Below are 20,241 nucleotides of genomic sequence, written 5' to 3' on the forward strand. Positions count from 1 at the left end.
GTCACACCTTGGAATACTGATGCCCGCATCCACCTCATGCCTGTCTGAACATACCCGATGAGCATCCGTCGTCTGCGCCAGGCGCTGTTCCCATTGCTGCGCGCAGTATTCCGGGCACTGCCCCTTTCACAGAACCAGCGGGATCGGCTGCGCACGCGCTGGCTCAGCCAGCATGGCAACTGGATACCGCCTCCGCCCAGGGGCCAGCAGGACAACAGCGCCTCTGCGTTCCGCGCCAGCGCACAACTTCGCGGTCGTGCCGACGAGGCCGCCATTGGTCATGTTCCATGGCGCCCGGGAACACTCCCCTCGCCGATGCCGGCAATACTGATTGCCTTCTACCTGCCGCAATTCCACTGTTTTCCTGAAAACGACAGCTGGTGGGGCAAGGGTTTCACCGAATGGCGCAACGTCACCCGTGCCCTGCCGCAATTCGAGGGGCATGTGCAACCGCGCCTGCCTGCCGACCTCGGCTTTTACGACCTGCACAACCCACAGGTAATGCGCGATCAGGCCCACCTTGCTAGCGAGTACGGGATTGGTGCCTTCTGCTTCTATTTCTACTGGTTCAGTGGCCGCACTTTGATGGAAGCACCCCTGCTTCATTGGCTGTCCGATGACAGTATCGAGCTACCGTTCTGCCTGTGCTGGGCCAACGAAAACTGGGCGCGGCGCTGGGATGGCCGCGACGAGGATATTTTGATTGCTCAACAGCACAGCGCCGAGGACGATCTGGCATTCATCGAGCACATCGCGCCCTACCTGCGTGACCGGCGGGCACTGAAAGTCGATGGCCGGCCGATGCTGCTGGTGTACCGACCACAACTGCTGCCTGATGCGCGTGCAACCGCCGGGCGCTGGCGCCGATGGTGTCGCGAGAACAACGTGGGCGAAATCCACCTGGCCTATGTGCAGGGTTTCGAACGTCCGGATCCGCGCAGCATCGGCTTCGATGCCGCCGTCGAATTTCCGCCCAACATGAGCAATCCGTCTTCGTTGTCGGCGCAGCAATGGCTGATCAATCCCGACTTCCACGGCGATGTACGCGACTGGCGGGAGCTGGCCAGCGAGATCGCCGCACGGCCACTACCGGACTATCCGCTCTACCCCGGCGTGAATCCCGGCTGGGACAACGAAGCGAGGCGCTCCGGAAAAGGCCGCATCTACCTGCATGCCTCTCCACGCGGCTATCGCGACTGGCTGCATGAAACGGTATACGGCCGTCTTTCAGCGGCAGCTCCAGAGCAGCGCCTGGTTTTCATCAATGCCTGGAACGAATGGGCTGAGGGCGCCGTATTGGAACCGGATGCCCGGCTCGGCCATGCATGGCTGGAGGCCACCCGGACAGCACTGGCACCAGCACGCACGCCGCCACACCCTTCCCGACCCTGCGCCGTCATCCACGCCTGGTATCCGGAGGTGTTCGCCGAACTGCTACAGGCCTTGCAGGCCAGCGGGCTGACGTGGCGTCTGGTGATCACCACCACCCACGAGCGGCATGCGGAAATAGAGCAGCTACTTGCCACGCACAGCATGCAGGGTGAAATCCATGCGTTCGCCAATCACGGCCGCGACATCCTGCCATTCCTGCACGTGGCAGAAACCCTGCTGGAGGAGGGCGAAGACATCGTGCTGAAGCTGCATACCAAGCGCTCCACCCACCGCCAGGATGGTGACCAGTGGCGCAATGAAATAGTCGACCGTCTGCTTGCACCGGATCGCGCCGCCCGCATCGTCGATGCCTTCAACGCCGATCCTGCGCTGGGCCTGGTTCCTCCGGAAGGGCACGTGCAACGGCTGGACTATTTCTGGGGCGCCAATGAACGCAATGTACGCAGCCTGCTTACCCGCTTCGGGCTTCCGCAAGCCGATACAAGCAAGGATTGCTTCATCGCGGGCAGCATGTTCTGGCTACGCCTGGCCGCACTGCGGCCGATGCTTGATACACACCTTCAGCCCTCCCTGTTTGAAACGGAAGCCGGACAGGTGGATGGCACCTTGGCACATGCGATCGAGCGGACATTCACACTGGTTGCCCACCATGCCGGTTTCGTCCAGAAAGACGCTGCTACCTTGCTGGGCCTGGCGCACAACGATGACACGCCGTATGCCTACGCCAAACGCAGCTGATACAGGCAAGGGGCCGCAATACGGCCCCGCAACCGTCATCAGGTGCGCCGGAACGGCACGCCGGTCTTTTCTTTCAGCTCCTCATCGCTGACGCCCGGTGCGGCTTCCACCAGCACCAGGCCGTTGTCGGTAATGTCGAACACGGCCAGATCGGTGATGATGCGATCAACCACCCGCACGCCAGTCAGCGGCAGCGTGCAGTCGGCCAGGATCTTGTGTTCACCGTTCTTGGCGGTGTGCTCCATCAGCACCACCACGCGCTGCACGCCGGCCACCAGATCCATTGCGCCGCCCATACCCTTGACCATCTTGCCCGGCACCATCCAGTTGGCCAGGTCGCCCTTGTCGGTGACCTGCATCGCGCCGAGGATCGCCAGATTGATGTGGCCGCCGCGGATCATCGCGAACGAGTCGTGGCTGCCGAAATAGCTGGCACCGGCACGCGCGGTGACAGTCTGCTTGCCGGCGTTGATCAGGTCCGCGTCCACCTCGGCTTCGGTCGGGAACGGGCCGATGCCAAGCAGGCCGTTTTCCGACTGCAGCCAGACATCCACACCTTGCGGGATGTGGTTGGCCACCAGCGTCGGCAGGCCGATGCCCAGGTTCACGTAGGCGCCGTCGGTCAGCTCACGCGCGGCGCGCTGCGCCATTTCGTCACGGGTCCAGGCCATCTCACTTGCCTCCTTCGGTACGCACGGTGCGCTGCTCGATGCGCTTCTCCGGCGTTGCGTTCAATACGATGCGGTCGACATAGATGCCCGGCAGGTGCACCTGGTCCGGATCGATGGCGCCCACCGCCACGATCTCCTCCACTTCCACCACGCAGACCTTGCCGGCCATCGCGCAGGCCGGGTTGAAGTTGCGCGCGGTCTTGCGGAACAGCAGGTTGCCGGCCTCGTCGGCCTTCCATGCCTTGACCAGCGACACATCGGCCTTGAGCGCGGTCTCCAGCACGTAGTGCTTGCCGTCGAACTCACGGGTTTCTTTGCCCTCGGCGACGACGGTGCCGTAACCGGTGGCGGTAAAGAAGGCCGGAATACCGGCCCCGCCGGCGCGCAGGCGCTCGGCCAGGGTGCCCTGCGGATTGAACTCCAGCTCCAGCTCGCCGGCCAGGTACTGCCGCTCGAACTCCTTGTTCTCGCCCACGTAGGACGAAATCATCTTGCGGATCTGCCGGGTTTCCAGCAGCTGGCCGAGGCCGAAACCGTCGACGCCGGCATTGTTGGAAATCGCGGTCAGACCCTTGACCCCGCTGTCACGCAGCGCTGCGATCAGGGCCTCGGGAATGCCGCACAGGCCGAAGCCGCCGACCGCAAGGGTCTGCCCGTCGGCCACGATGCCGGCCAGCGCCTCGGCAGCGGAGGCATACAGCTTGCCGCGCTTGCCGGTCGGGGTAGAGAGATCGCTCATCGCATCACGCCCACAGTAACCAAGGATGCGCGCATTCTAACGACGTTCCCGTACCACCCGCCTTGGACCTTCGTCCAGCCCACAGACAGCCAGTTCCGCAGAGGGCGACTAAACTAGGCGCCTTTATTCCAGCAGGATGCATGCAATGCCTCTCCCCGCCTTCAAGGCCTATGACATCCGCGGCCGCGTGCCGGAAGAACTCAACGAAGACATCGCCCGGAAAGTCGGCAAGGCGCTGGCGGCCCAGCTCGGTGACGGCCCGGTGGTGCTGGGCCATGACGTGCGTCTGACCAGCGCGGACCTGCAGGAAGCGCTGGCGGCCGGCCTGCGCGGCGCCGGCCGCGAGGTGATCGACATCGGCCTGTGTGGCACCGAGGAGGTCTACTTCCAGACCGACCACCTCGGTGCGGCCGGCGGAGTGATGGTCACCGCCAGCCACAATCCGATGGATTACAACGGCATGAAGCTGGTGCGTGAGCAGGCCCGGCCGATCAGCTCCGATACCGGCCTGTTCGCCATCTCCGATGCGGTCGCCGCCGACACTTCGACACCGCAGCCACCCACTGCCGGCCAGCGCACCGAACATGACAAGAGCGCCTATATCCGGCACCTGCTCGGCTATGTGGATGTCGCCGCGCTCAAACCGTTGAAGCTGGTGGTCAATGCCGGCAACGGTGGTGCCGGCACCGTGATCGATCTGCTGGCGCCGCACCTGCCGTTGGAGTTCGTGCGCATCTGCCACCAGCCCGATGGCAGCTTCCCCAACGGCATCCCCAATCCGCTGCTGCCGGAAAACCGCGAGCTCACCGCACAGGCGGTGCGTGAACACGGTGCCGATTTCGGTATCGCCTGGGATGGCGACTTCGACCGCTGCTTCTTCTTCGACCACAACGGCCGCTTCATCGAGGGCTATTACCTGGTCGGCCTGCTGGCCCAGGCCATCCTTGCGCGCAACCCGGGCGGCAAAATCATCCACGACCCGCGCCTGACCTGGAACACGGTGGAAATGGTGGAGGCCGCTGGCGGCGTGCCGGTGCTGTGCAAGAGCGGCCACGCCTTCATCAAGGAGAAGATGCGCGCCGAGAATGCGGTGTATGGCGGTGAGATGAGCGCCCATCACTACTTCCGCGAGTTCGCCTATGCCGACTCGGGCATGATCCCGTGGCTGCTGATCGTCGCGCTGGTATCCAGCAGTGGCCTGTCACTGGCCGAACTGGTGGAAGAACGCATGCAGAAATTCCCGTGCAGCGGCGAGATCAACTTCAAGGTCAGCGATGCCAAGGCCGCGGTGGCCCGGGTGATGCAGCACTTCGCCGACCAGTCGCCGGTTCTGGACCACACCGACGGCGTCAGTGCCGACTTCGGCAGCTGGCGCTTCAACCTGCGCAGCTCCAACACCGAGCCGCTGCTGCGCCTGAATGTCGAAACGCGCGGCGATGCGGCACTGCTTGCACAGCGCACCCGCGAAATTTCCGACCTGATCACCGCCTGAGAACCGCTATGAGTCCGATCCTGCCCGTCATCCTTTCCGGTGGTTCCGGTACCCGCCTGTGGCCGTTGTCGCGCGAAGCGTATCCTAAGCAGTTCCTGCAGCTGGTCGGCAACAACACCATGCTGCAGGCCACCTGGCTGCGTGTGGCCGACGTGGCCGCTCAGGCGCCGATCGTGGTGGCCAACGAGTCGCACCGCTTCGTCGCCGCCGAGCAGCTGCAGCAGGCCGGCACCGATCCGACCGCGATCCTGCTCGAACCCGTCGGCCGCAATACTGCCCCGGCGATCGGCGCGGCGGCGCTGGAGGCCCGCCGCTATGGCGAGGACCCATTGCTGCTGGTACTGCCCTCGGACCACCTGATCAACGACATCGGCCGCTTCCACCAGGCCATCGCCCAGGCCGCCGCCATCGCCGATGCCGGCAAGCTGGTGACCTTCGGCATCCAGCCGACCGCGCCGGAAACCGGTTACGGCTATATCAAGGCCGTGCCCGGCGACGGTCCGCGCGCGATCGAGCGCTTCGTCGAGAAGCCCGATCTGGAAACCGCGCAGGCCTACGTCGCCTCCGGCGAGTACTACTGGAACAGCGGCATGTTCCTGTTCCGCGCCTCGCGCTATCTGCAGGAGCTGCAACGCCTGCAGCCGCAGATCCTTGCCGCCTGCCAGAACGCATGGGAAAGCGCCCGCCGCGACACGGATTTCATCCGTCTTGACAGCGAGGCCTTCAGCGCCAGCCCGTCGGACTCGATCGATTATGCGGTGATGGAAAAGACCGCCGATGCCGCCGTGGTGCCGCTGGACGCCGGCTGGAGCGATGTCGGCTCGTGGACCGCGCTGCGTGATGTCTCCGAACAGGATGGTGACGGCAACGCGCATCATGGCGACGTCATCGCCATCGATTGCCACAACACCTTCGCCTACGGCGAGCGTCTGGTCGCCATGGTCGGGCTGGACGATGTCATCGTGGTCGAAACCGACGACGCGGTGCTGGTCGGCAAGTCCGAGCGCATGCAGGAAGTGAAGGACGTGGTCGCCCGGCTCAAGGCCGACGGCCGCAGCGAGGCCACCTGGCACCGCAAGGTCTACCGTCCGTGGGGCGCCTACGACTCCATCGATCATGGCGAGCGTTTCCAGGTCAAGCGCATCACCGTCAAACCCGGCGGCACGCTGAGCCTGCAGATGCACCACCACCGCGCCGAGCACTGGATCGTGGTCAGCGGCACCGCCGAGGTCACCCGCGGCAAGGAAGTGCTGCTGCTCACCGAAAACCAGAGCACCTATATCCCGCTGGGCGTCACCCACCGCCTGCGCAACCCCGGCAAACTGCCGTTGGAGCTGATCGAAGTGCAGTCGGGCAGTTATCTGGGCGAGGATGACATCGTGCGCTTCGAGGACACCTACGGGCGCAGCTGAGTCGCCAACTGCAGCCAATCAAAAAACCCCGGGGAAACCCGGGGTTTTCTTGTTGGCGACACTGCTGTGGCTACGCGTCAGCATGTCCGAAACCACGAATCATGCCGAGGCGATTTCGCCCATTACCCGATGCAGGCCTTCTTGCCACGTGGGCAGCACGATGCCGAAATCCCGCTGCAGCTTGCGGTTGTCCAGCACCGACCAGGCCGGGCGCTTGGCCGGCGTCGGATACTCCGCGCTGGTGATCGCCTGCACGGTCGGCGCCTTCGCCAGTACGCCGGCAGCCACCGCCTCGACAAAGATCGCCTCGGCGAAACCATGCCAGCTGGTCTGCCCCGATGCCGTCAGGTGCCAGGTGCCGGACAACTGCCCGGGATGCTGCAATGCCTGCGCGGTGACATCGGCGATCAACGCCGCCGGTGTTGGTGTGCCGATCTGATCGGCGACCACACGCAATTCGTCACGCTCCGCCCCCACCCGCAACATCGTGCGCAAGAAGTTGGCCCCATGCGAGGCATACACCCATGCGGTGCGGAAGATCAGATGACGGCCACCGGCGGCACGCACGGCCTCTTCGCCATCGCGCTTGCTGGTGCCATACACACCCAGCGGCGCGGTGGCGTCTTCCTCGCGATACGGCACCACTCCTTCACCGTTGAACACGTAATCGGTGGAGTAATGCACCATCGGCACCCCGTGCGCCGCGCACCAGCGCGCGATCACATCCGGCGCCTGTGCGTTGACGGCGAAGGCCGCCTCAACGTCCTGTTCAGCGCGATCCACCGCGGTGTAGGCTGCCGAGTTGACCACGATCGCCGGCTGCAGCCGGTCCAGCAGCAGCACCAGACTTTCCGGACGGCTGAAATCGGCCACTTCACAGGTGTTGCCATCGGGCAAGCGACCACTGCGTGTGGTTGCGACGACCTTGCCCAGCGGTGCCAGCGCACGCAGCAACTCCTGCCCCACCTGGCCATTGCCACCAAACACCAGCACGGTCATGGGGTGTAGACCGGCAAGCGGTCTTCGGCGATGTCCTTCAGGAACGGCGCGCTTTCGTCCTTGGCCGACAGGGTTGGCGCACTGATCGGCCAATCCACGGCGATATCGGCGTCATTCCAGCGCACGCCGGCATCGAAATCCTTCAGATAGACCTCGGTGCACAGATAGCTGAACACCGCGCGCTCGGACAGCACCGCAAACCCGTGCGCGAAGCCTTCTGGAATCCAGAACTGGCGTTTGTTCTCCGCGCTCAGCAGCACCGCGTCCCACTGCCCGAAGGTCGGCGAGCCACGGCGGATATCCACCGCTACGTCATACACCTCGCCTTCCAGCACGCTGACCAGTTTGCCCTGCGGCCGTGGCCACTGGTAATGCAGGCCGCGCAAGACACCTTTACTGGAAGCAGACACGTTGCTCTGGACAAATTTGTCGGGCAGCCCCAGCGCCTTGAAACGCTCCGCATTCCAGGTCTCGAAAAAGAAACCACGCTCGTCACCGAACACCGCCGGCTCGATGACCACGCAACCCGGCAACTTCGTTTCAATCACTTTCACGGAACCACTCCACGCAACGCGAGTTTCTGCAGGTACTGGCCGTAGCCATTCTTGATCAACGGAGCCGCCAGCGCCTGCAGCTGCTCGGCGTTGATCCAGCCCTTGCCGAAGGCGATCTCCTCCGGGCAGCAGACCTGCAGACCCTGACGGGTCTGGATGGTCTCGATGAAATTGGACGCCTCCAGCAGCGACTGGTGGGTGCCGGTGTCGAGCCAAGCATAGCCACGGCCAAGCGGCTGCAAGTGCAAATTGCCTTCGTCGAGATAGCGCTGGTTGAGATCGGTGATCTCCAGTTCGCCACGCGGTGAGGGCTTCAGCTCGGCGGCATAGTCGCTGGCGTTGCCATCGTAGAAATACAGGCCAGTCACCGCATAGTTCGATCGTGGATCTTCCGGCTTCTCCATCAGCCCGATCACCTTGCCATCCTTGTCGAATTCGGCCACGCCATAGCGTTCCGGATCATTGACCCAGTAGCCGAACACGGTGGCACCACTGCTGCGCTCATCGGCGCGCTTGAGCACCTCGCGCAGGCCGTGACCATGGAAAATGTTGTCACCCAGCACCAGACAGCTCGGTTTGCCGGCCACGAAATCGCGGCCGATCAGGTAAGCCTGCGCCAACCCATCGGGACTGGGCTGAACGGCATACTGGATGTCCATGCCCCACTGCGAGCCATCGCCAAGCAACTGCTGGAACAGCGCCTGCTCGTGCGGCGTATTGATGATCAACACCTCGCGGATGCCGGCCAGCATCAGCACGCTGAGCGGATAGTAGATCATCGGCTTGTCGTATACCGGCAGCAGCTGCTTGCTGACCCCCTTGGTGATCGGATACAGGCGGGTGCCGGAGCCGCCAGCGAGGATGATGCCCTTGCGTTGTGTCATGTCCGCCCTCCTCAGGCGTCGGTACCGATACGCTGCAGACGGTAGCTGCCGTCCAGCACGCCGTTGACCCAGTCCTGATTGTCCAGATACCAGTCCACGGTGAAGGCGATGCCGTGCTCGAAGGTGTAGGCCGGCTCCCAGCCCAGTTCGTTCTTCAACTTGGACGCATCGATCGCATAGCGGCGGTCATGGCCCGGACGATCGGCGACATAGGTGATCTGGCTGCTGCGCGGCTGGCCATCCGCGCGTGGGCGGCGCTCATCGAGCAATGCGCAGATGGCCTGGACCACTTCGATGTTCTGCTTTTCCGAATTGCCGCCGACGTTGTAGGTCTCGCCCACCCGGCCCTTGGCCAGCACGGTGCGGATCGCCTCGCAGTGGTCGGCGACGAACAGCCAGTCACGCACCTGTTTGCCATCGCCATAGACCGGCAGCGACTCGCCGGCCAGCGCCTTGGCGATCACCAGCGGGATGAGCTTTTCCGGGAAGTGGTACGGACCGTAGTTGTTGGAGCAATTGGTGGTCAGCACCGGCAACCCGTAGGTGTGATGGAACGCGCGCACCAGATGGTCCGACGCCGCCTTCGAGGCCGAGTACGGGGAATTCGGTGCATACGGCGTGGTTTCGGTGAAATAGCCGGTGTCACCCAAGGTGCCATAGACCTCGTCGGTGGACACATGCAGGAAGCGGAAAGCCGCCGCCCTGTCAGCCGGCAGCGTTTTCCAGTAGTCACGCACCGCTTCCAGCAGGCCCAGGGTGCCGACCACATTGGTCTGGATGAAGGCACCGGGCCCGTCGATCGAACGGTCCACATGGCTTTCCGCAGCGAAGTTCAGCACCGCGTCGGGCTGGTGCTCGGCCAGCAGGCACGCAACCAGTGCGCGGTCGCCGATATCGCCATGCACAAACAGATGCGCCGGGTTGTCCTGCACGCTGGCCAGGGTCTGCGGGTTGCCGGCGTAGGTGAGCAGGTCGAGGTTGATGACCCTGATGCCGCGGGCAACCGCCTCCAGCACGAAATTGCCGCCGATGAAGCCGGCGCCGCCGGTTACAAGCCATGTAGCCACGCGTTGTTTCTCCTGAAATTACAGCTGCCAAAGCAGCAATGATGCGCACAAGGATATAACGCAAGGTTCCGCCGAGGCTGGACCATTGACAACGCGCGGGCAGTGACGACAATTTGTCCGGACATTTGAATTTCCCCAACACCACCATACGCATTCGCATGGAACCTGTATCCCGGCTAGAATCGGGAAAATCTGTCCCCGGCCGCGCCGGCCCCCCATCAGCAACCGAAGGACCCCGCAGCACATGAAAATCCTCGTCGCGTACAAGCGCGTGGTGGACTACAACGTCCGCATTCAAGTCAAGCCGGATGGCTCCGGCGTGGTCACCGATGGCGTCAAGCTTTCGCCGAACCCGTTCGATGAAATCGCCCTGGAAGAAGCCCTGCGCCTGCGGGACAAGGGCATCGCCACCGAAGTCGTGGTCGCCACCATCGCCCCGGCCGACGCCCAGGCGCACCTGCGCAACGGCCTGGCCATGGGTGCCAACCGTGCCATCCACGTGGTCACCGACCAGGCCATCCAGCCGCTGACCGCCGCCCGCACCCTGCTCAAGCTGGTGGAGAAGGAGCAGCCGGATCTGGTGATCCTCGGCAAGCAGGCCATCGACGACGACGCCAACCAGACCGGCCAGATGCTGGCCACGATCTGGGGCCGTCCGCAGGCCACCTTCGCCTCCAAGGTGGAGATCGCCGACGGCAAGGCCACCGTGACCCGTGAGGTCGACGCCGGCCTGGAAACGCTGGAAGTCGATCTGCCGGCCGTCATCACCACCGACCTGCGCCTGAACGAGCCGCGCTTCATCAAGCTGCCGGACATCATGAAGGCCAAGGCCAAGCCGCTGGAAACCCTGCAGCTGGCCGAGCTGGGCGTTGAAGCCGCCGACACGTTCAAGACCACCCACTACGCCGCACCTGCCAAGCGCAGCAAGGGCGTGATGGTGAAGGATGCCGCCGAGTTGGTGGCCGCACTCAAGCAGAAGGGGTTGCTGTAATGGCCAAGATTCTCGTCATCGCCGAACACCTGGACGGCAAGCTCAACAGCGCCGTTGCCAAGACTGTGTCGGCCGCCGCTGCCATCGGTGGTGAAATCGATGTGCTGGTGCTGGCCGCCGACCCGGCCGCCATCGCCGCCGAAGCTGCGCAGATCGCCGGCGTCAGCAAGGTGCTGACCTTGGCCAACCCGGCCAACGAACACACCTTGGCCCAGGTACAGGCCCCGCAGATCGCCAAGGCCGCCGCCGGCTACAGCCATGTGTTCGGCGCCTCGACCACCGCCGGCAAGGATCTGATGCCGGCCGTGGCCGCGCTGCTCGGCGTCAACCAGGTATCGGACCTGATGAGCGTCGAAGGCCCGCACACCTTCAAGCGCCCGATCTACGCCGGCAACGCCATCATCACCGTCGAGGTGCCGGCCGACCAGGTGGTTGTGGCCACCGTCCGCGCCGCCTCCTGGCCGGAAGCCGCCAAGGGCAACAGCGCGCCGGTCGAGGCCATCAGCGTTGACGCCACCCTGCCCTCGCACACCCGCTTCATCGGCCTGGCCGCCGGCAAGAGCGACCGCCCGGACCTGCAGAGCGCCAAGCGCGTGGTGTCCGGCGGCCGTGGTGTCGGCTCGGAAGAGAACTTCAAGGTGATCTACCAACTGGCCGACAAGCTCGGTGCCGCCGTCGGTGCCTCGCGCGCCGCCGTGGACGCCGGCTACGTGCCCAGCGACATGCAGGTCGGCCAGACCGGCAAGATCATCGCCCCGGAGCTGTACATCGCCGTGGGCATCTCCGGCGCCATCCAGCACCTGACCGGCATCAAGGACGCCGGCACCATCGTCGCGATCAACAAGGACGGCGACTCGCCGATCTTCGAAGTGGCCGATATCGGCCTGGTGGGCGACCTGTTCACCCTGCTGCCGGAGCTGGAAGCGGCATTGGGCTGATCTTGCAACCATTCCGCTGGCGGACAGTTTTCCTGCCGTCAGCGGAAATCGGGCTGTTACCATGCGGCCCACGCGACAATGATTCGCGCAGAGAACTCCCAACCAGTACACGAAGTGATCATCGGTAACGGCCTACTTGCCCACAGTTTTTCCAGCCGCTACGCAGATCGTGGCGATGTGGTGGTATTCGCTTCCGGGGTATCCAACTCCACCGAAACGGCGCCCGCTGCATTCGCACGCGAACGGGAAATGCTTGCCCGCGCCATGGCTGCCCGCGATGCGACGCTGGTCTACTTCAGCAGTTGTGGCGTCACCAGCGCACAGGAAACGGCCTACATAGCCCATAAGCGGCAGATGGAACAGCTTGTAGGCTCGCACCCCCAGGGGCTGATCCTCCGGTTGCCACAGGTGGTTGGCCGGTCCGCCAACCCCAATACGCTGACCAATTACCTGGCCGCGGAAATCCTTTCCGGCCGCACCCTCTCGGTGTGGCGATATGCGGATCGCAACCTCATCGATATTGACGATATCGTACCGATCGCGTCCGAACTCATCGAGAACCGCGCCGCCTATCCATCATGCGTGGCGATCGCATCCACACACACCATACGCATGCCGGACCTGATTGATCGCTTCGAGGTGATTCTCGGAAAAAAGGTCTCCATGGAAATTCTCGAAAAGGGTGAATCACTCGTGATCGATACTTCGATCAGCTCGCATATCGCCGAACGCCTGGGCATCGACTTCGGCCCGGGTTACGTCGAAAGGCTGTTGCGCAAATATTACGGGAACCCGGCAAATGCTTGAGCTCTCTGTCGTCATCCCCGTCTATGGCAGTGCCGGCATATTGCCGGACCTTCTGGGCAGGCTTGAGCAGGTCCTGATCCCCACACTTGGCGCGGACTGTTTTGAAGTCATTCTCGTACACGACTGCGGCCCGGACGATGCCTGGTCGGTAATCGCCGACGAAGCAACCCGCCTTCCTTGGCTTCGCGGCATCGATCTGCGGAGGAACGCCGGCCAGCACAACGCCATCATGGCAGGGCTTGGCATCGCGGGTGGTCGCTGCATCGTCACCATGGACGACGACCTGCAGCACGATCCCGCCGACATTCCGCGGATCCTCGATGCCCTGCACCAGGGCGCGGATCTTTGCTACGTGGAGTTCGAAGACAAGAAGCACGCCATGTGGAAGCGCGCCGGAAGCAAATTCAACGACATGGTCGCCGCGCGCCTGCTGAAGAAACCCAGCGGCCTGTATCTCTCCCCGTTCCGTGGCTTCGTGCGCGAACTGGGAGAGGAGGCACGCCGTTACCAGGGCCCATTCGTCTACCTGGATGGGCTGCTGATCCAAAGCACCAACCCCCGGCGCATCACCACCATCACCGCCAAGCATCATGCACGCAGCGATGGGCGCTCGGGCTACAGCCTCAGCAAGTCGATCTCGCTGTGGCTGCAGATGGCCACCAGCTTCTCGATCGTGCCATTACGCTTCGTCTCCCTGGCAGGCATGGCGGCGTCATTCGTCGCTTTCCTGCTGGCAGTGGCGGTGTTCTGGCAGAAGCTGAATACCCCGCACCTCGCAGTCGGCTGGCCCTCTTTGATCATCACCATCCTGTTCATGGGCGGACTGCAGTTGCTCGCGCTAGGTGTGATCGGTGAATACACCGGCCGCATCCTCCTGAACATCAACAACCGGCCCCAGTATGTAGTTGGCCGCACCGTGAACCTGGACGCCGGCGAGGGCGGGTACTCCACCCGCAATTGAAAGCAGCACGGCACAACAACCTGCCCCACACAGCATTGTGCGGGCGCAGCCGTGTTCACTCGCCGCGCATGCGCCGGCCCAGCCACAGATAGGTCAGCCGCCTGGCATGCGCCATCAGCCGCGCCCTCTGGTTGCCAATCCATAGCGCTCCTGCTGACAGTAGTGACGGGTCGGCAGCCGCCAGCGACCGGTGAAAATCAATGGCCTGTCGCGCCTGTTCATGCATCAGGCGCACGCTCCACTGCCCGGCATTGATACGGAAGCTGGCCAGGCTGCTGCGCAACGCCACCATGTCTCCCTGCAGCAGGATGGCGGTGTAGCTGGCCTGATCGATCAAATAGGGGTAGCGGTTGTCCCAGCCACCGGTCGCAAGCAAGCTGCGGCGGAACAGTACGCATCCCGGCTCACCGAACAGGTTGGTACCGGCCACCACCGCCGCCCGCACCGCATCGCGCCCCTGCACCAAGCCATCGAGCCGGCCCAGTCCACGCGCAGCGATCACTACCTTGCCCTTCGCATCAACCAGGTCGCGTTTGCAGGCCACCAGCACTGCCGATGGATGGGCATCCAGTGCAGCAACCTGCCGGCTCAACGCATCCGGGGCGATCAGATCATCGCCGCAAACCAGCTTCAGCAATTCGCCACGCGCCTCTTGGCTCACACGATCCCAGTTGGCCTTGGCACCGCCGCCCGGAGGGGTTGGGGAGAGCACCCGCACCCGCGGGTGCCCGGCATAATGGCGCAGCAGTTCTTCGGTGCCGTCATTGGAAGAGTGATCCGCGACCACCAGTTCGTAATCCTGGTAGTCCTGCGCCAGGATCGAATCCAGCGTCTGCGCCAGATACTCGATATTCCTGTACGCAGGTACCACTACCGAAACACGCGGATGCATCATTGCTTCTCCCTGGAGCGCGACTCCGGCGTGCGCCGGAAAGAAAAATATTTGTGGCCGACATAATTGAACGCCACCACCAATGCCGTTATAACGATTTGCACGGGAATCGGAGGCAGCCCAAGCACATCCGCCAATACCGCCAATGCGGCCATGTTCAGCAGCAAGCTTCCGATATTGACGCTGGTGAAACGCATGAAGTCACGCCAGATGTTTCCCTTTACCCGAAAAACCAGTCGGCGATAGACGAAAAAAACCAATATCAGCGACACGATCCAGGCGATGCCGAGGCTTAACACTGCGGGCACTTCCGGCCCAAACAACAACACCAGACTCGCAAACAATGCCGTGCTGAAAGCGGTATTCGCGCCACCCACCAGCAGGAACAGCACACGCTGGTCCTTGATCAGGCGCTGCAAAGGCCCCGGAGATCCCGAGTCCGGCAGTGGTGAGCGACGTCCACTCATTGCTCCTGGTCCACCGGCAATCCGGCAAGATGATCGGCAATGCCAACTGGCTGACAGACAAGATCAAGCCTTGCGGCAAGGCCGCCCATATATATCGACAACGGGTTTTTCCTGTTCACATGCCCTCCTGCGACGGACACAGGATCGCCAGCGGCCCCACAAACACACCCAGCTCACGGGTATCCGCACTTTGGCCCAATCGGGCTGGTTGACTGGTCCCGTTGGTCCGCAGGGAAAGCAAACCCTTTTGCAACGGCAAATCGACGGCCACATTGGTCGATACGCCCGGGCGTACGGATACATCTTCATGTCTGCCATCGGGCGTGGCGAACGTCACGACCCGCTCCGGGAAATCCTCCGGCAGATAGATATCCATACTCAGCTTGCAGGGGCATCCCGGAACCGCCAGAAATGCGTCGGCGGCCATCCATGCCCCCCCGTTTTCTTCGTCATACCAACCCCGACCGCGCGTCAGAAGCCCGGGATCACAGTCGGCGGAAGAAGTGGCCTCATGAAAGGGACCCAGCTTTTCTTCCTGCATCACCCGGCTGGCCGCACGCGCATCTCCCAAGGGAGCCTGGAGGGTTGCGGCGGCCTGTTCGTCAGGAACCTGCTGCAACAGCGCGCGGTTCATCGCGCTGAAAACAGCCGCACGATACGGCGCTGCACGCCATTCATATCGGTAGGTGAAATATTGCAAAAGCAATATGAAGAAAAAAATCGATATACCCAGGAAGGCTGTCAATATGCGTACTTTCTTGGGGTTCCCCAGCATCAATGCCAGCCACATCAACCCGATAGGGAACAGCACCAGATCCATGTAATAGCGGGAAGCCAGCATCGCAGCCGCTCCATCGGCACCACGGCCAAGTGCCAGTGCCAATGCGGTTGCTCCCGCATAGGCCAACAATGCCAGCGGCGTGGTGTCAGACAAGCGCCTGCGCCGGCTTGCCAGCACCGCCAGAATCACTACAGCGGCGAGCATCAACAACATACCCATCGCTTGCTGCGCGGATATCGACAGGTTAAGGCGCGCCGACGTTTCTGGCGGAATCACCGCTGCGCCCAAGGCCGATGCCACCAAACGCGGCAATTCGGAAAGCCGCACCCCGGCCGCCGCCAGCTCTCCGGACGATGCTCCTGACAGGCTGATACCCACATACACCGCCAAAGCCACCCACAACAGCAAGACCGGCAGGGTGCGATATAACCAATACCGCCCTGTTCGGCTGGCGGCCAGCAATTGCAAGGTGGCACCACCCACGAATGCGAAGCTCCAGCCCATGGTCACCAGCATTACAAGGAACGGCCCGAGCAGCATCAGCAGCAGCCCTTGCCAGCGCATCGACGAATCTGCGTCCATCCTCAGGAACGAGGAGTACAGGACGAAGTACATCACGATGGCGGCATTTTTCACCCACAGCGACAAGCCCAGATCCAGCGTCAGCAATTCGAATCCGGCACCGCTGAACAGCAGGACCGGAATCAACATGCAGAACAGCAGGCAACCCAGTCCTCGCCACAGGCTCGAAGGCTCCGGCTCCCGCCTCAACCAGAACAGCCCCGCCAGCCCAAGCGTCAAACTCGACAACGCGATGGCGACACCGGTCAGGCGGCTCGCCCACAAGGCGTCGTAATGAAGCAGCTTGATGTTGGCGTAAATGAACGCCTCATTGACCAGCCCCTGGTGGGCACTGCCAACTCCCCATAACTGGGACAAGGCCACGCGCCCTTGTTCCCATCCGTCAAGGAGTGCAATTACCCGCAGCGTATCCATGTAGGGCGCCACAGGCATGGCACGCAGCAGATACAACTGGTGCAGGACCAACAGGCCCGCAACCACCACAAGTAGTACCCGTTCTCCGTTCCGAAAGAAGTCTGACCGGAGCATCGTCTTATCCATTGCCTTCAAGCAGGGAATCAAGCACCCGCCACAACGCCTGCTCGGAATAGTTTCCGGTGATGAACTCCACCGACTGTTCGGAAATGTCGCGCCACAGTTTCTCATTCTCCAGCAGCGCGACCAGGTGATCGGCCAGGATATCGGCTGCATCGGCATGCGGCAGGAACGCTGCCGCCGCCAACCCCTGCACGCCTACCGATGTGGTCACCATCGGCAGGCCATGGCGCATGCTTTCCAGCACCTTGCCCTTCATGCCGCCACCAAAGCGCAGCGGCGCCACCGCAACCCGGCAACGCGCGTAGTAATCCTCGAGTACCTCGTCGCTGACGTATCCGGTGACATGCACGTCCGCACAAGCCAGATCCCAGACATCGGCCGTCGGGTTGGCGCCCACCAGGTGCAACTGCACGCGGGGATGCCGCTCACGCACCCGCGGCAGGATGTCATGCACCAGCCAACGGGCCGCATCCACGTTCGGCGCATGGGCGAAACCAGCCACGAACAGGATGTCCTGCCGTCCAGCGGGCCCCTCCCGGTAAGCCTGCACCACGTCAGGATAGCCATACAGCGGTACGGTCAACGCCTGTGCACGCCCTGCATTGGTACGCAGCCATTCGTTCACATGCGCGGTTTCGTCATCGGAGGGATACAGCACCACGTCGGCATCACGCCACATGGCCCACTCCTGCCCGCGTACCTGCTCCATGTCCCGCTGGACACGTGGATCAGCAGCGAGCCGCAACTGCTGCTCAAGGCGGAGATGGTGGATGTCATGGCCGTAGTACAGCACCCGTGCCTTGCTGTGTTCACGCAACGCCCGCAGGTAATTCACCGCCACATGCGGGCGGTTGAGGATGGCGGCATCGAGATACCTGCCGTTTTCGCTCACCCAATCCTCGAAGCGCTCCACATATTCCGGCCCGTGCATCACCTCCACGCCCAGCGCCTGCAACGCGGGGGCATAGTCGGGGTCGTAGTTGAGGTTGTCGGGCCAGAACTTGACGTTGCAGCCATTGGCGACCAGCAGTTCCATCACCTGCCAGGTCGCACGCGAGCCCGCATCGCGGTCCGGCTGCGGCACGTAGTGATCCACCACCAGTACTGTCGAATGACGGAACTGGCCACGGTCACGGGCAAGGAATACATGCTGGCCATTGTCGAAGTGGCCCTGTTCAAGCACCGTGCGCCAGCGCTCCAGGAACTTCAAGCCATTGCTGACCTGATGGGCCTTGATGCCGCTGCCTTCGTCCGTGCCGTTGGAGATACCTTCGAAATGCACCACCACCGACGCGGGCTGCAGATAGACCTGCAATCCCGCTTCCCGCACCCTGAACGCGATATCCGTGTCCTCGTAGTACGCCGGCACGTAACGCTCGTCGAAGCCGCCCAGCTTTTCCCACAGCGCACGCGGCAACATGATCGAGGCACCGGACACGTAATCGACGGTTTTCAGATAGCCGTACTGGGCTCGTGCCGGATCGTCCAGCCGTCCATGGTTCCAGGCGCTGCCATCCCTCCAGACGATGCCGCCAGCTTCCTGCAGACGGCCGTCGGGATAGACCAGCTTGGACCCGACCAGGCCGGCATCAGGCTTGCGCGTAAACACATCCAGCAGCGCATCGAGCCAACCTTCGGTGACCTGCGTGTCGTTGTTGAGCAGGTAGATGTATCGCCCATTGGCAATGCCGGCCGCCGCATTGCAGGAGCGCACGAAGCCCAGGTTGGACGGATGCCGCCGATAGACCAGTCCCGGCACCTGCGCCAGACGGTCGATCTGCGTATCACCGGAAGCATCCTCCGCCACGATCACCTCCACCGCCGCTGCCGGCAGGTTGTCGGCAATGGAACGCAGGCAGGCCGCCGTATAAGGCAGATTGCCGTAGGCGGGAATGATGATCGATACCTCGGGGTCGGCGGCATCGGGGAACGCAAGCCCCGTCAGATCCACTTCCACGGGAGGCGGTGGCACTTTCACCTGCTCGTTCGCAGGCAGGTGATCCTGTGCGAGCAACCGCCTGCCCAGCGGTCGCAACAGCGCCATCCCCGGCAATCGCGCCAGTCGACTCTGGCGGAACGCACCCGCCAGCGACTGCCAATCGCCACGCAGCAGTCGTGCCACGCCACGCAGTGGCCGGGTCAGTCGCCAGGAGCGCGAACCCATTACCAGCGCAAGCGTCTGCTCCACATGCTCGATGTGCCGCTGCTGTACCTGGATCGTCCGTACCGATTGCGCCTCGCTTTCCGCACTGCGCAGTTCCAGCGCCGCGTGCGTGGCTCGCAGTGACTGCAGATCCGCATCCAGCTTCCTCGCCCAGTCCGTGCGCGCTCCCAGTTCACTGTTGACCCGATCCAGTTCCGCACCTGCCTCCGCCAACGACAATCCCAGTTCGTCCATGCGATGGCTGTACTGCTCGCATTGCGCCTGCAGCTGCCGTGCCTGCTCGGCGCCCTCCGCCAACGCGCGTCGCTGTGCCGCATGCAGGCCGGCGTATTCGGCCAGAGCATCGGCCAGCGGTTGGTTCTCCATCGCGATGGCCGATGTGGCTACCTGCAATTCGTCCCAGGAAACCGGTTGCTGCAACATCAGTTGATAGAGGGACACCGCCACCTGCCATTCCGGTGCGGGATCAGCTTCGGCCTGATGATGGCGGTCATCACCACTGATGAATTCGCGGATCCGTGCAGCTTGGCTGTCCGTCAGCGCCGGCGCCGGCAATTGCAACGCATCGACCAGCGCCTCGATCTCCCTGGCCGGATCGGCCAGCAGCCGCGGATAGGCCAGCACGCACCTGGTCAGCGTTGCGCTGTCGGCAATCGCATCGGAAACATGCCGCACCCACAATTCGCGCGAAAGCGCTTCGGGCCAGCGATTGCGTGCCCAGAGCGAGTCCGCGACCTCACGCGGGTCACGCGCCACCATCACCGCACTGACACTGATGCCCAGTTCGGCCAGCAACGGCAGCCACAGTGGCAACAGCCGGCACAGGCGCGGGTCCTTCATCGCCCACAGCGGCTGCCCACCGAACTCGGCCAACAGCAGTTCGCGCAATTGTTCGCGCGCCACCGCTGTTGCCGGCACATCCAGCCAGCCCTCTGGCAACGGACGCGGATCGTCCCAGCTGCGGCCAAGTGCATCAAGCAGGCGCTCGTGGATATCCACCACACCGGCGTGTTCCCAGAACCCCTTGGGATTGTCCGGACCGGGCGGCATCAAGTCCCGCCCAAGGAACACACCCCGTAGCGCCAGCGCTCCGGTCACAGCCGAGGTACCACTGCGGTGCATGCCCAGTACCAACAGGGCGTGCGAATTGCGTTGATTCATTTCCTTTCCTTC

17 protein-coding genes are annotated in these 20,241 nt (G+C 63.2%); 7 read left to right on the top strand and 10 right to left on the bottom strand.

Annotated elements, in window-relative coordinates:
• The first annotated feature begins 57 nt into the window (after positions 1-57).
• A complete protein-coding gene (locus ACSBPQ_RS12175) occupies positions 58-2,130 on the top strand; it encodes a glycoside hydrolase family 99-like domain-containing protein (protein WP_442682395.1) in 2,073 nt (690 codons plus the stop codon).
• 38 nt (positions 2,131-2,168) lie between these two features.
• Here the strand turns inward: ACSBPQ_RS12175 and ACSBPQ_RS12180 are convergent, their stop codons facing one another.
• Together ACSBPQ_RS12180 and ACSBPQ_RS12185 are read right to left on the bottom strand one after the other, a co-directional pair.
• On the bottom strand, positions 2,169-2,801 hold the full coding sequence (locus ACSBPQ_RS12180) for a CoA transferase subunit B (protein ID WP_442682396.1): 633 nt from the start codon (positions 2,799-2,801) through the stop codon (positions 2,169-2,171).
• A gap of 1 nt (position 2,802) precedes the next feature.
• Positions 2,803-3,540 (bottom strand): CoA transferase subunit A, encoded by a 738-nt coding sequence (locus ACSBPQ_RS12185; RefSeq protein WP_442682397.1) that lies wholly within the window; start codon positions 3,538-3,540, stop codon positions 2,803-2,805.
• A 145-nt stretch (positions 3,541-3,685) separates the two neighbouring features.
• Between ACSBPQ_RS12185 and ACSBPQ_RS12190 the strand changes: the two genes are divergently transcribed.
• Complete coding sequence (locus tag ACSBPQ_RS12190) at positions 3,686-5,032, top strand: phosphomannomutase (protein WP_442682398.1); 1,347 nt, start codon at positions 3,686-3,688, stop codon at positions 5,030-5,032.
• An 8-nt stretch (positions 5,033-5,040) separates the two neighbouring features.
• Positions 5,041-6,444, top strand: coding sequence for a mannose-1-phosphate guanylyltransferase/mannose-6-phosphate isomerase (locus tag ACSBPQ_RS12195; protein WP_442682399.1), 1,404 nt, complete (start codon positions 5,041-5,043; stop codon positions 6,442-6,444).
• Positions 6,445-6,543: 99 nt separating this feature from the next.
• On the opposite strand, the gene rfbD is transcribed toward ACSBPQ_RS12195, so the two are convergent.
• The 4 genes from rfbD to rfbB are packed head-to-tail and all read right to left on the bottom strand — an operon-like array spanning position 6,544 to position 9,948.
• Complete coding sequence (rfbD, locus tag ACSBPQ_RS12200; protein WP_442682400.1) at positions 6,544-7,443, bottom strand: dTDP-4-dehydrorhamnose reductase; 900 nt, start codon at positions 7,441-7,443, stop codon at positions 6,544-6,546.
• Positions 7,440-7,997, bottom strand: a complete 558-nt coding sequence (gene rfbC / locus ACSBPQ_RS12205; RefSeq protein ID WP_442682401.1) for a dTDP-4-dehydrorhamnose 3,5-epimerase — start codon at positions 7,995-7,997, stop codon at positions 7,440-7,442. The genes rfbD and rfbC overlap by 4 nt, the downstream gene beginning before the upstream one ends.
• Positions 7,994-8,881 carry a glucose-1-phosphate thymidylyltransferase RfbA gene (gene rfbA / locus ACSBPQ_RS12210; RefSeq protein ID WP_442682402.1) on the bottom strand — a complete coding sequence of 296 codons (888 nt, stop codon included), beginning with the start codon at positions 8,879-8,881 and terminating at the stop codon, positions 7,994-7,996. Before rfbA ends, rfbC begins: the two co-directional genes overlap by 4 nt.
• A gap of 11 nt (positions 8,882-8,892) precedes the next feature.
• Positions 8,893-9,948: a dTDP-glucose 4,6-dehydratase gene (rfbB, locus tag ACSBPQ_RS12215; protein ID WP_442682403.1), complete on the bottom strand. Its 1,056-nt coding sequence runs from the start codon at positions 9,946-9,948 to the stop codon at positions 8,893-8,895.
• A gap of 244 nt (positions 9,949-10,192) precedes the next feature.
• Here rfbB and ACSBPQ_RS12220 point away from each other — a divergent pair, with 244 nt between their 5' ends.
• The 4 genes from ACSBPQ_RS12220 (at position 10,193) to ACSBPQ_RS12235 (ending at position 13,645) form a co-directional block, all read left to right on the top strand.
• Complete coding sequence (locus ACSBPQ_RS12220; RefSeq protein WP_442682404.1) at positions 10,193-10,939, top strand: electron transfer flavoprotein subunit beta/FixA family protein; 747 nt, start codon at positions 10,193-10,195, stop codon at positions 10,937-10,939.
• On the top strand, positions 10,939-11,877 hold the full coding sequence (locus tag ACSBPQ_RS12225; RefSeq protein ID WP_442682405.1) for an electron transfer flavoprotein subunit alpha/FixB family protein: 939 nt from the start codon (positions 10,939-10,941) through the stop codon (positions 11,875-11,877). Before ACSBPQ_RS12220 ends, ACSBPQ_RS12225 begins: the two co-directional genes overlap by 1 nt.
• Positions 11,878-11,991: 114 nt before the next feature.
• Positions 11,992-12,684, top strand: coding sequence for an NAD-dependent epimerase/dehydratase family protein (locus ACSBPQ_RS12230; RefSeq protein WP_442682406.1), 693 nt, complete (start codon positions 11,992-11,994; stop codon positions 12,682-12,684).
• Positions 12,677-13,645 (top strand): glycosyltransferase, encoded by a 969-nt coding sequence (locus ACSBPQ_RS12235; RefSeq protein WP_442682407.1) that lies wholly within the window; start codon positions 12,677-12,679, stop codon positions 13,643-13,645. The genes ACSBPQ_RS12230 and ACSBPQ_RS12235 overlap by 8 nt, the downstream gene beginning before the upstream one ends.
• Positions 13,646-13,700: 55 nt before the next feature.
• On the opposite strand, the gene ACSBPQ_RS12240 is transcribed toward ACSBPQ_RS12235, so the two are convergent.
• The 4 genes from ACSBPQ_RS12240 to ACSBPQ_RS12255 all read right to left on the bottom strand — a co-directional run bounded on the left by ACSBPQ_RS12240 (position 13,701) and on the right by ACSBPQ_RS12255 (position 20,229).
• A complete protein-coding gene (locus ACSBPQ_RS12240; protein WP_442682408.1) occupies positions 13,701-14,537 on the bottom strand; it encodes a glycosyltransferase family 2 protein in 837 nt (278 codons plus the stop codon).
• On the bottom strand, positions 14,537-15,004 hold the full coding sequence (locus ACSBPQ_RS12245) for a GtrA family protein (RefSeq protein WP_442682409.1): 468 nt from the start codon (positions 15,002-15,004) through the stop codon (positions 14,537-14,539). The genes ACSBPQ_RS12240 and ACSBPQ_RS12245 overlap by 1 nt, the downstream gene beginning before the upstream one ends.
• 115 nt (positions 15,005-15,119) lie before the next feature.
• Positions 15,120-16,907 carry a hypothetical protein gene (locus ACSBPQ_RS12250; RefSeq protein WP_442682410.1) on the bottom strand — a complete coding sequence of 596 codons (1,788 nt, stop codon included), beginning with the start codon at positions 16,905-16,907 and terminating at the stop codon, positions 15,120-15,122.
• Complete coding sequence (locus ACSBPQ_RS12255; RefSeq protein WP_442682411.1) at positions 16,900-20,229, bottom strand: glycosyltransferase; 3,330 nt, start codon at positions 20,227-20,229, stop codon at positions 16,900-16,902. Before ACSBPQ_RS12255 ends, ACSBPQ_RS12250 begins: the two co-directional genes overlap by 8 nt.
• Positions 20,230-20,241 lie beyond the last annotated feature (12 nt).

This window comes from Stenotrophomonas sp. JC08 (assembly GCF_052180205.1).
Classification (GTDB): domain Bacteria; phylum Pseudomonadota; class Gammaproteobacteria; order Xanthomonadales; family Xanthomonadaceae; genus Stenotrophomonas.

What these genes read in the sequence shown, in the direction of transcription:
- ACSBPQ_RS12175 (WP_442682395.1), top strand. Translation starts at nt 58, where the DNA reads ATGAGCATCCGTCGTCTGCGCCAGGCGCTGTTCCCATTGCTGCGCGCA.
- ACSBPQ_RS12180 (WP_442682396.1), bottom strand. Translation starts at nt 2,801, where the DNA reads ATGGCCTGGACCCGTGACGAAATGGCGCAGCGCGCCGCGCGTGAGCTG.
- ACSBPQ_RS12185 (WP_442682397.1), bottom strand. Translation starts at nt 3,540, where the DNA reads ATGAGCGATCTCTCTACCCCGACCGGCAAGCGCGGCAAGCTGTATGCC.
- ACSBPQ_RS12190 (WP_442682398.1), top strand. Translation starts at nt 3,686, where the DNA reads ATGCCTCTCCCCGCCTTCAAGGCCTATGACATCCGCGGCCGCGTGCCG.
- ACSBPQ_RS12195 (WP_442682399.1), top strand. Translation starts at nt 5,041, where the DNA reads ATGAGTCCGATCCTGCCCGTCATCCTTTCCGGTGGTTCCGGTACCCGC.
- rfbD (WP_442682400.1), bottom strand. Translation starts at nt 7,443, where the DNA reads ATGACCGTGCTGGTGTTTGGTGGCAATGGCCAGGTGGGGCAGGAGTTG.
- rfbA (WP_442682402.1), bottom strand. Translation starts at nt 8,881, where the DNA reads ATGACACAACGCAAGGGCATCATCCTCGCTGGCGGCTCCGGCACCCGC.
- ACSBPQ_RS12220 (WP_442682404.1), top strand. Translation starts at nt 10,193, where the DNA reads ATGAAAATCCTCGTCGCGTACAAGCGCGTGGTGGACTACAACGTCCGC.
- ACSBPQ_RS12225 (WP_442682405.1), top strand. Translation starts at nt 10,939, where the DNA reads ATGGCCAAGATTCTCGTCATCGCCGAACACCTGGACGGCAAGCTCAAC.
- ACSBPQ_RS12235 (WP_442682407.1), top strand. Translation starts at nt 12,677, where the DNA reads ATGCTTGAGCTCTCTGTCGTCATCCCCGTCTATGGCAGTGCCGGCATA.
- ACSBPQ_RS12240 (WP_442682408.1), bottom strand. Translation starts at nt 14,537, where the DNA reads ATGCATCCGCGTGTTTCGGTAGTGGTACCTGCGTACAGGAATATCGAG.
- ACSBPQ_RS12245 (WP_442682409.1), bottom strand. Translation starts at nt 15,004, where the DNA reads ATGAGTGGACGTCGCTCACCACTGCCGGACTCGGGATCTCCGGGGCCT.
- ACSBPQ_RS12250 (WP_442682410.1), bottom strand. Translation starts at nt 16,907, where the DNA reads ATGGATAAGACGATGCTCCGGTCAGACTTCTTTCGGAACGGAGAACGG.
- ACSBPQ_RS12255 (WP_442682411.1), bottom strand. Translation starts at nt 20,229, where the DNA reads ATGAATCAACGCAATTCGCACGCCCTGTTGGTACTGGGCATGCACCGC.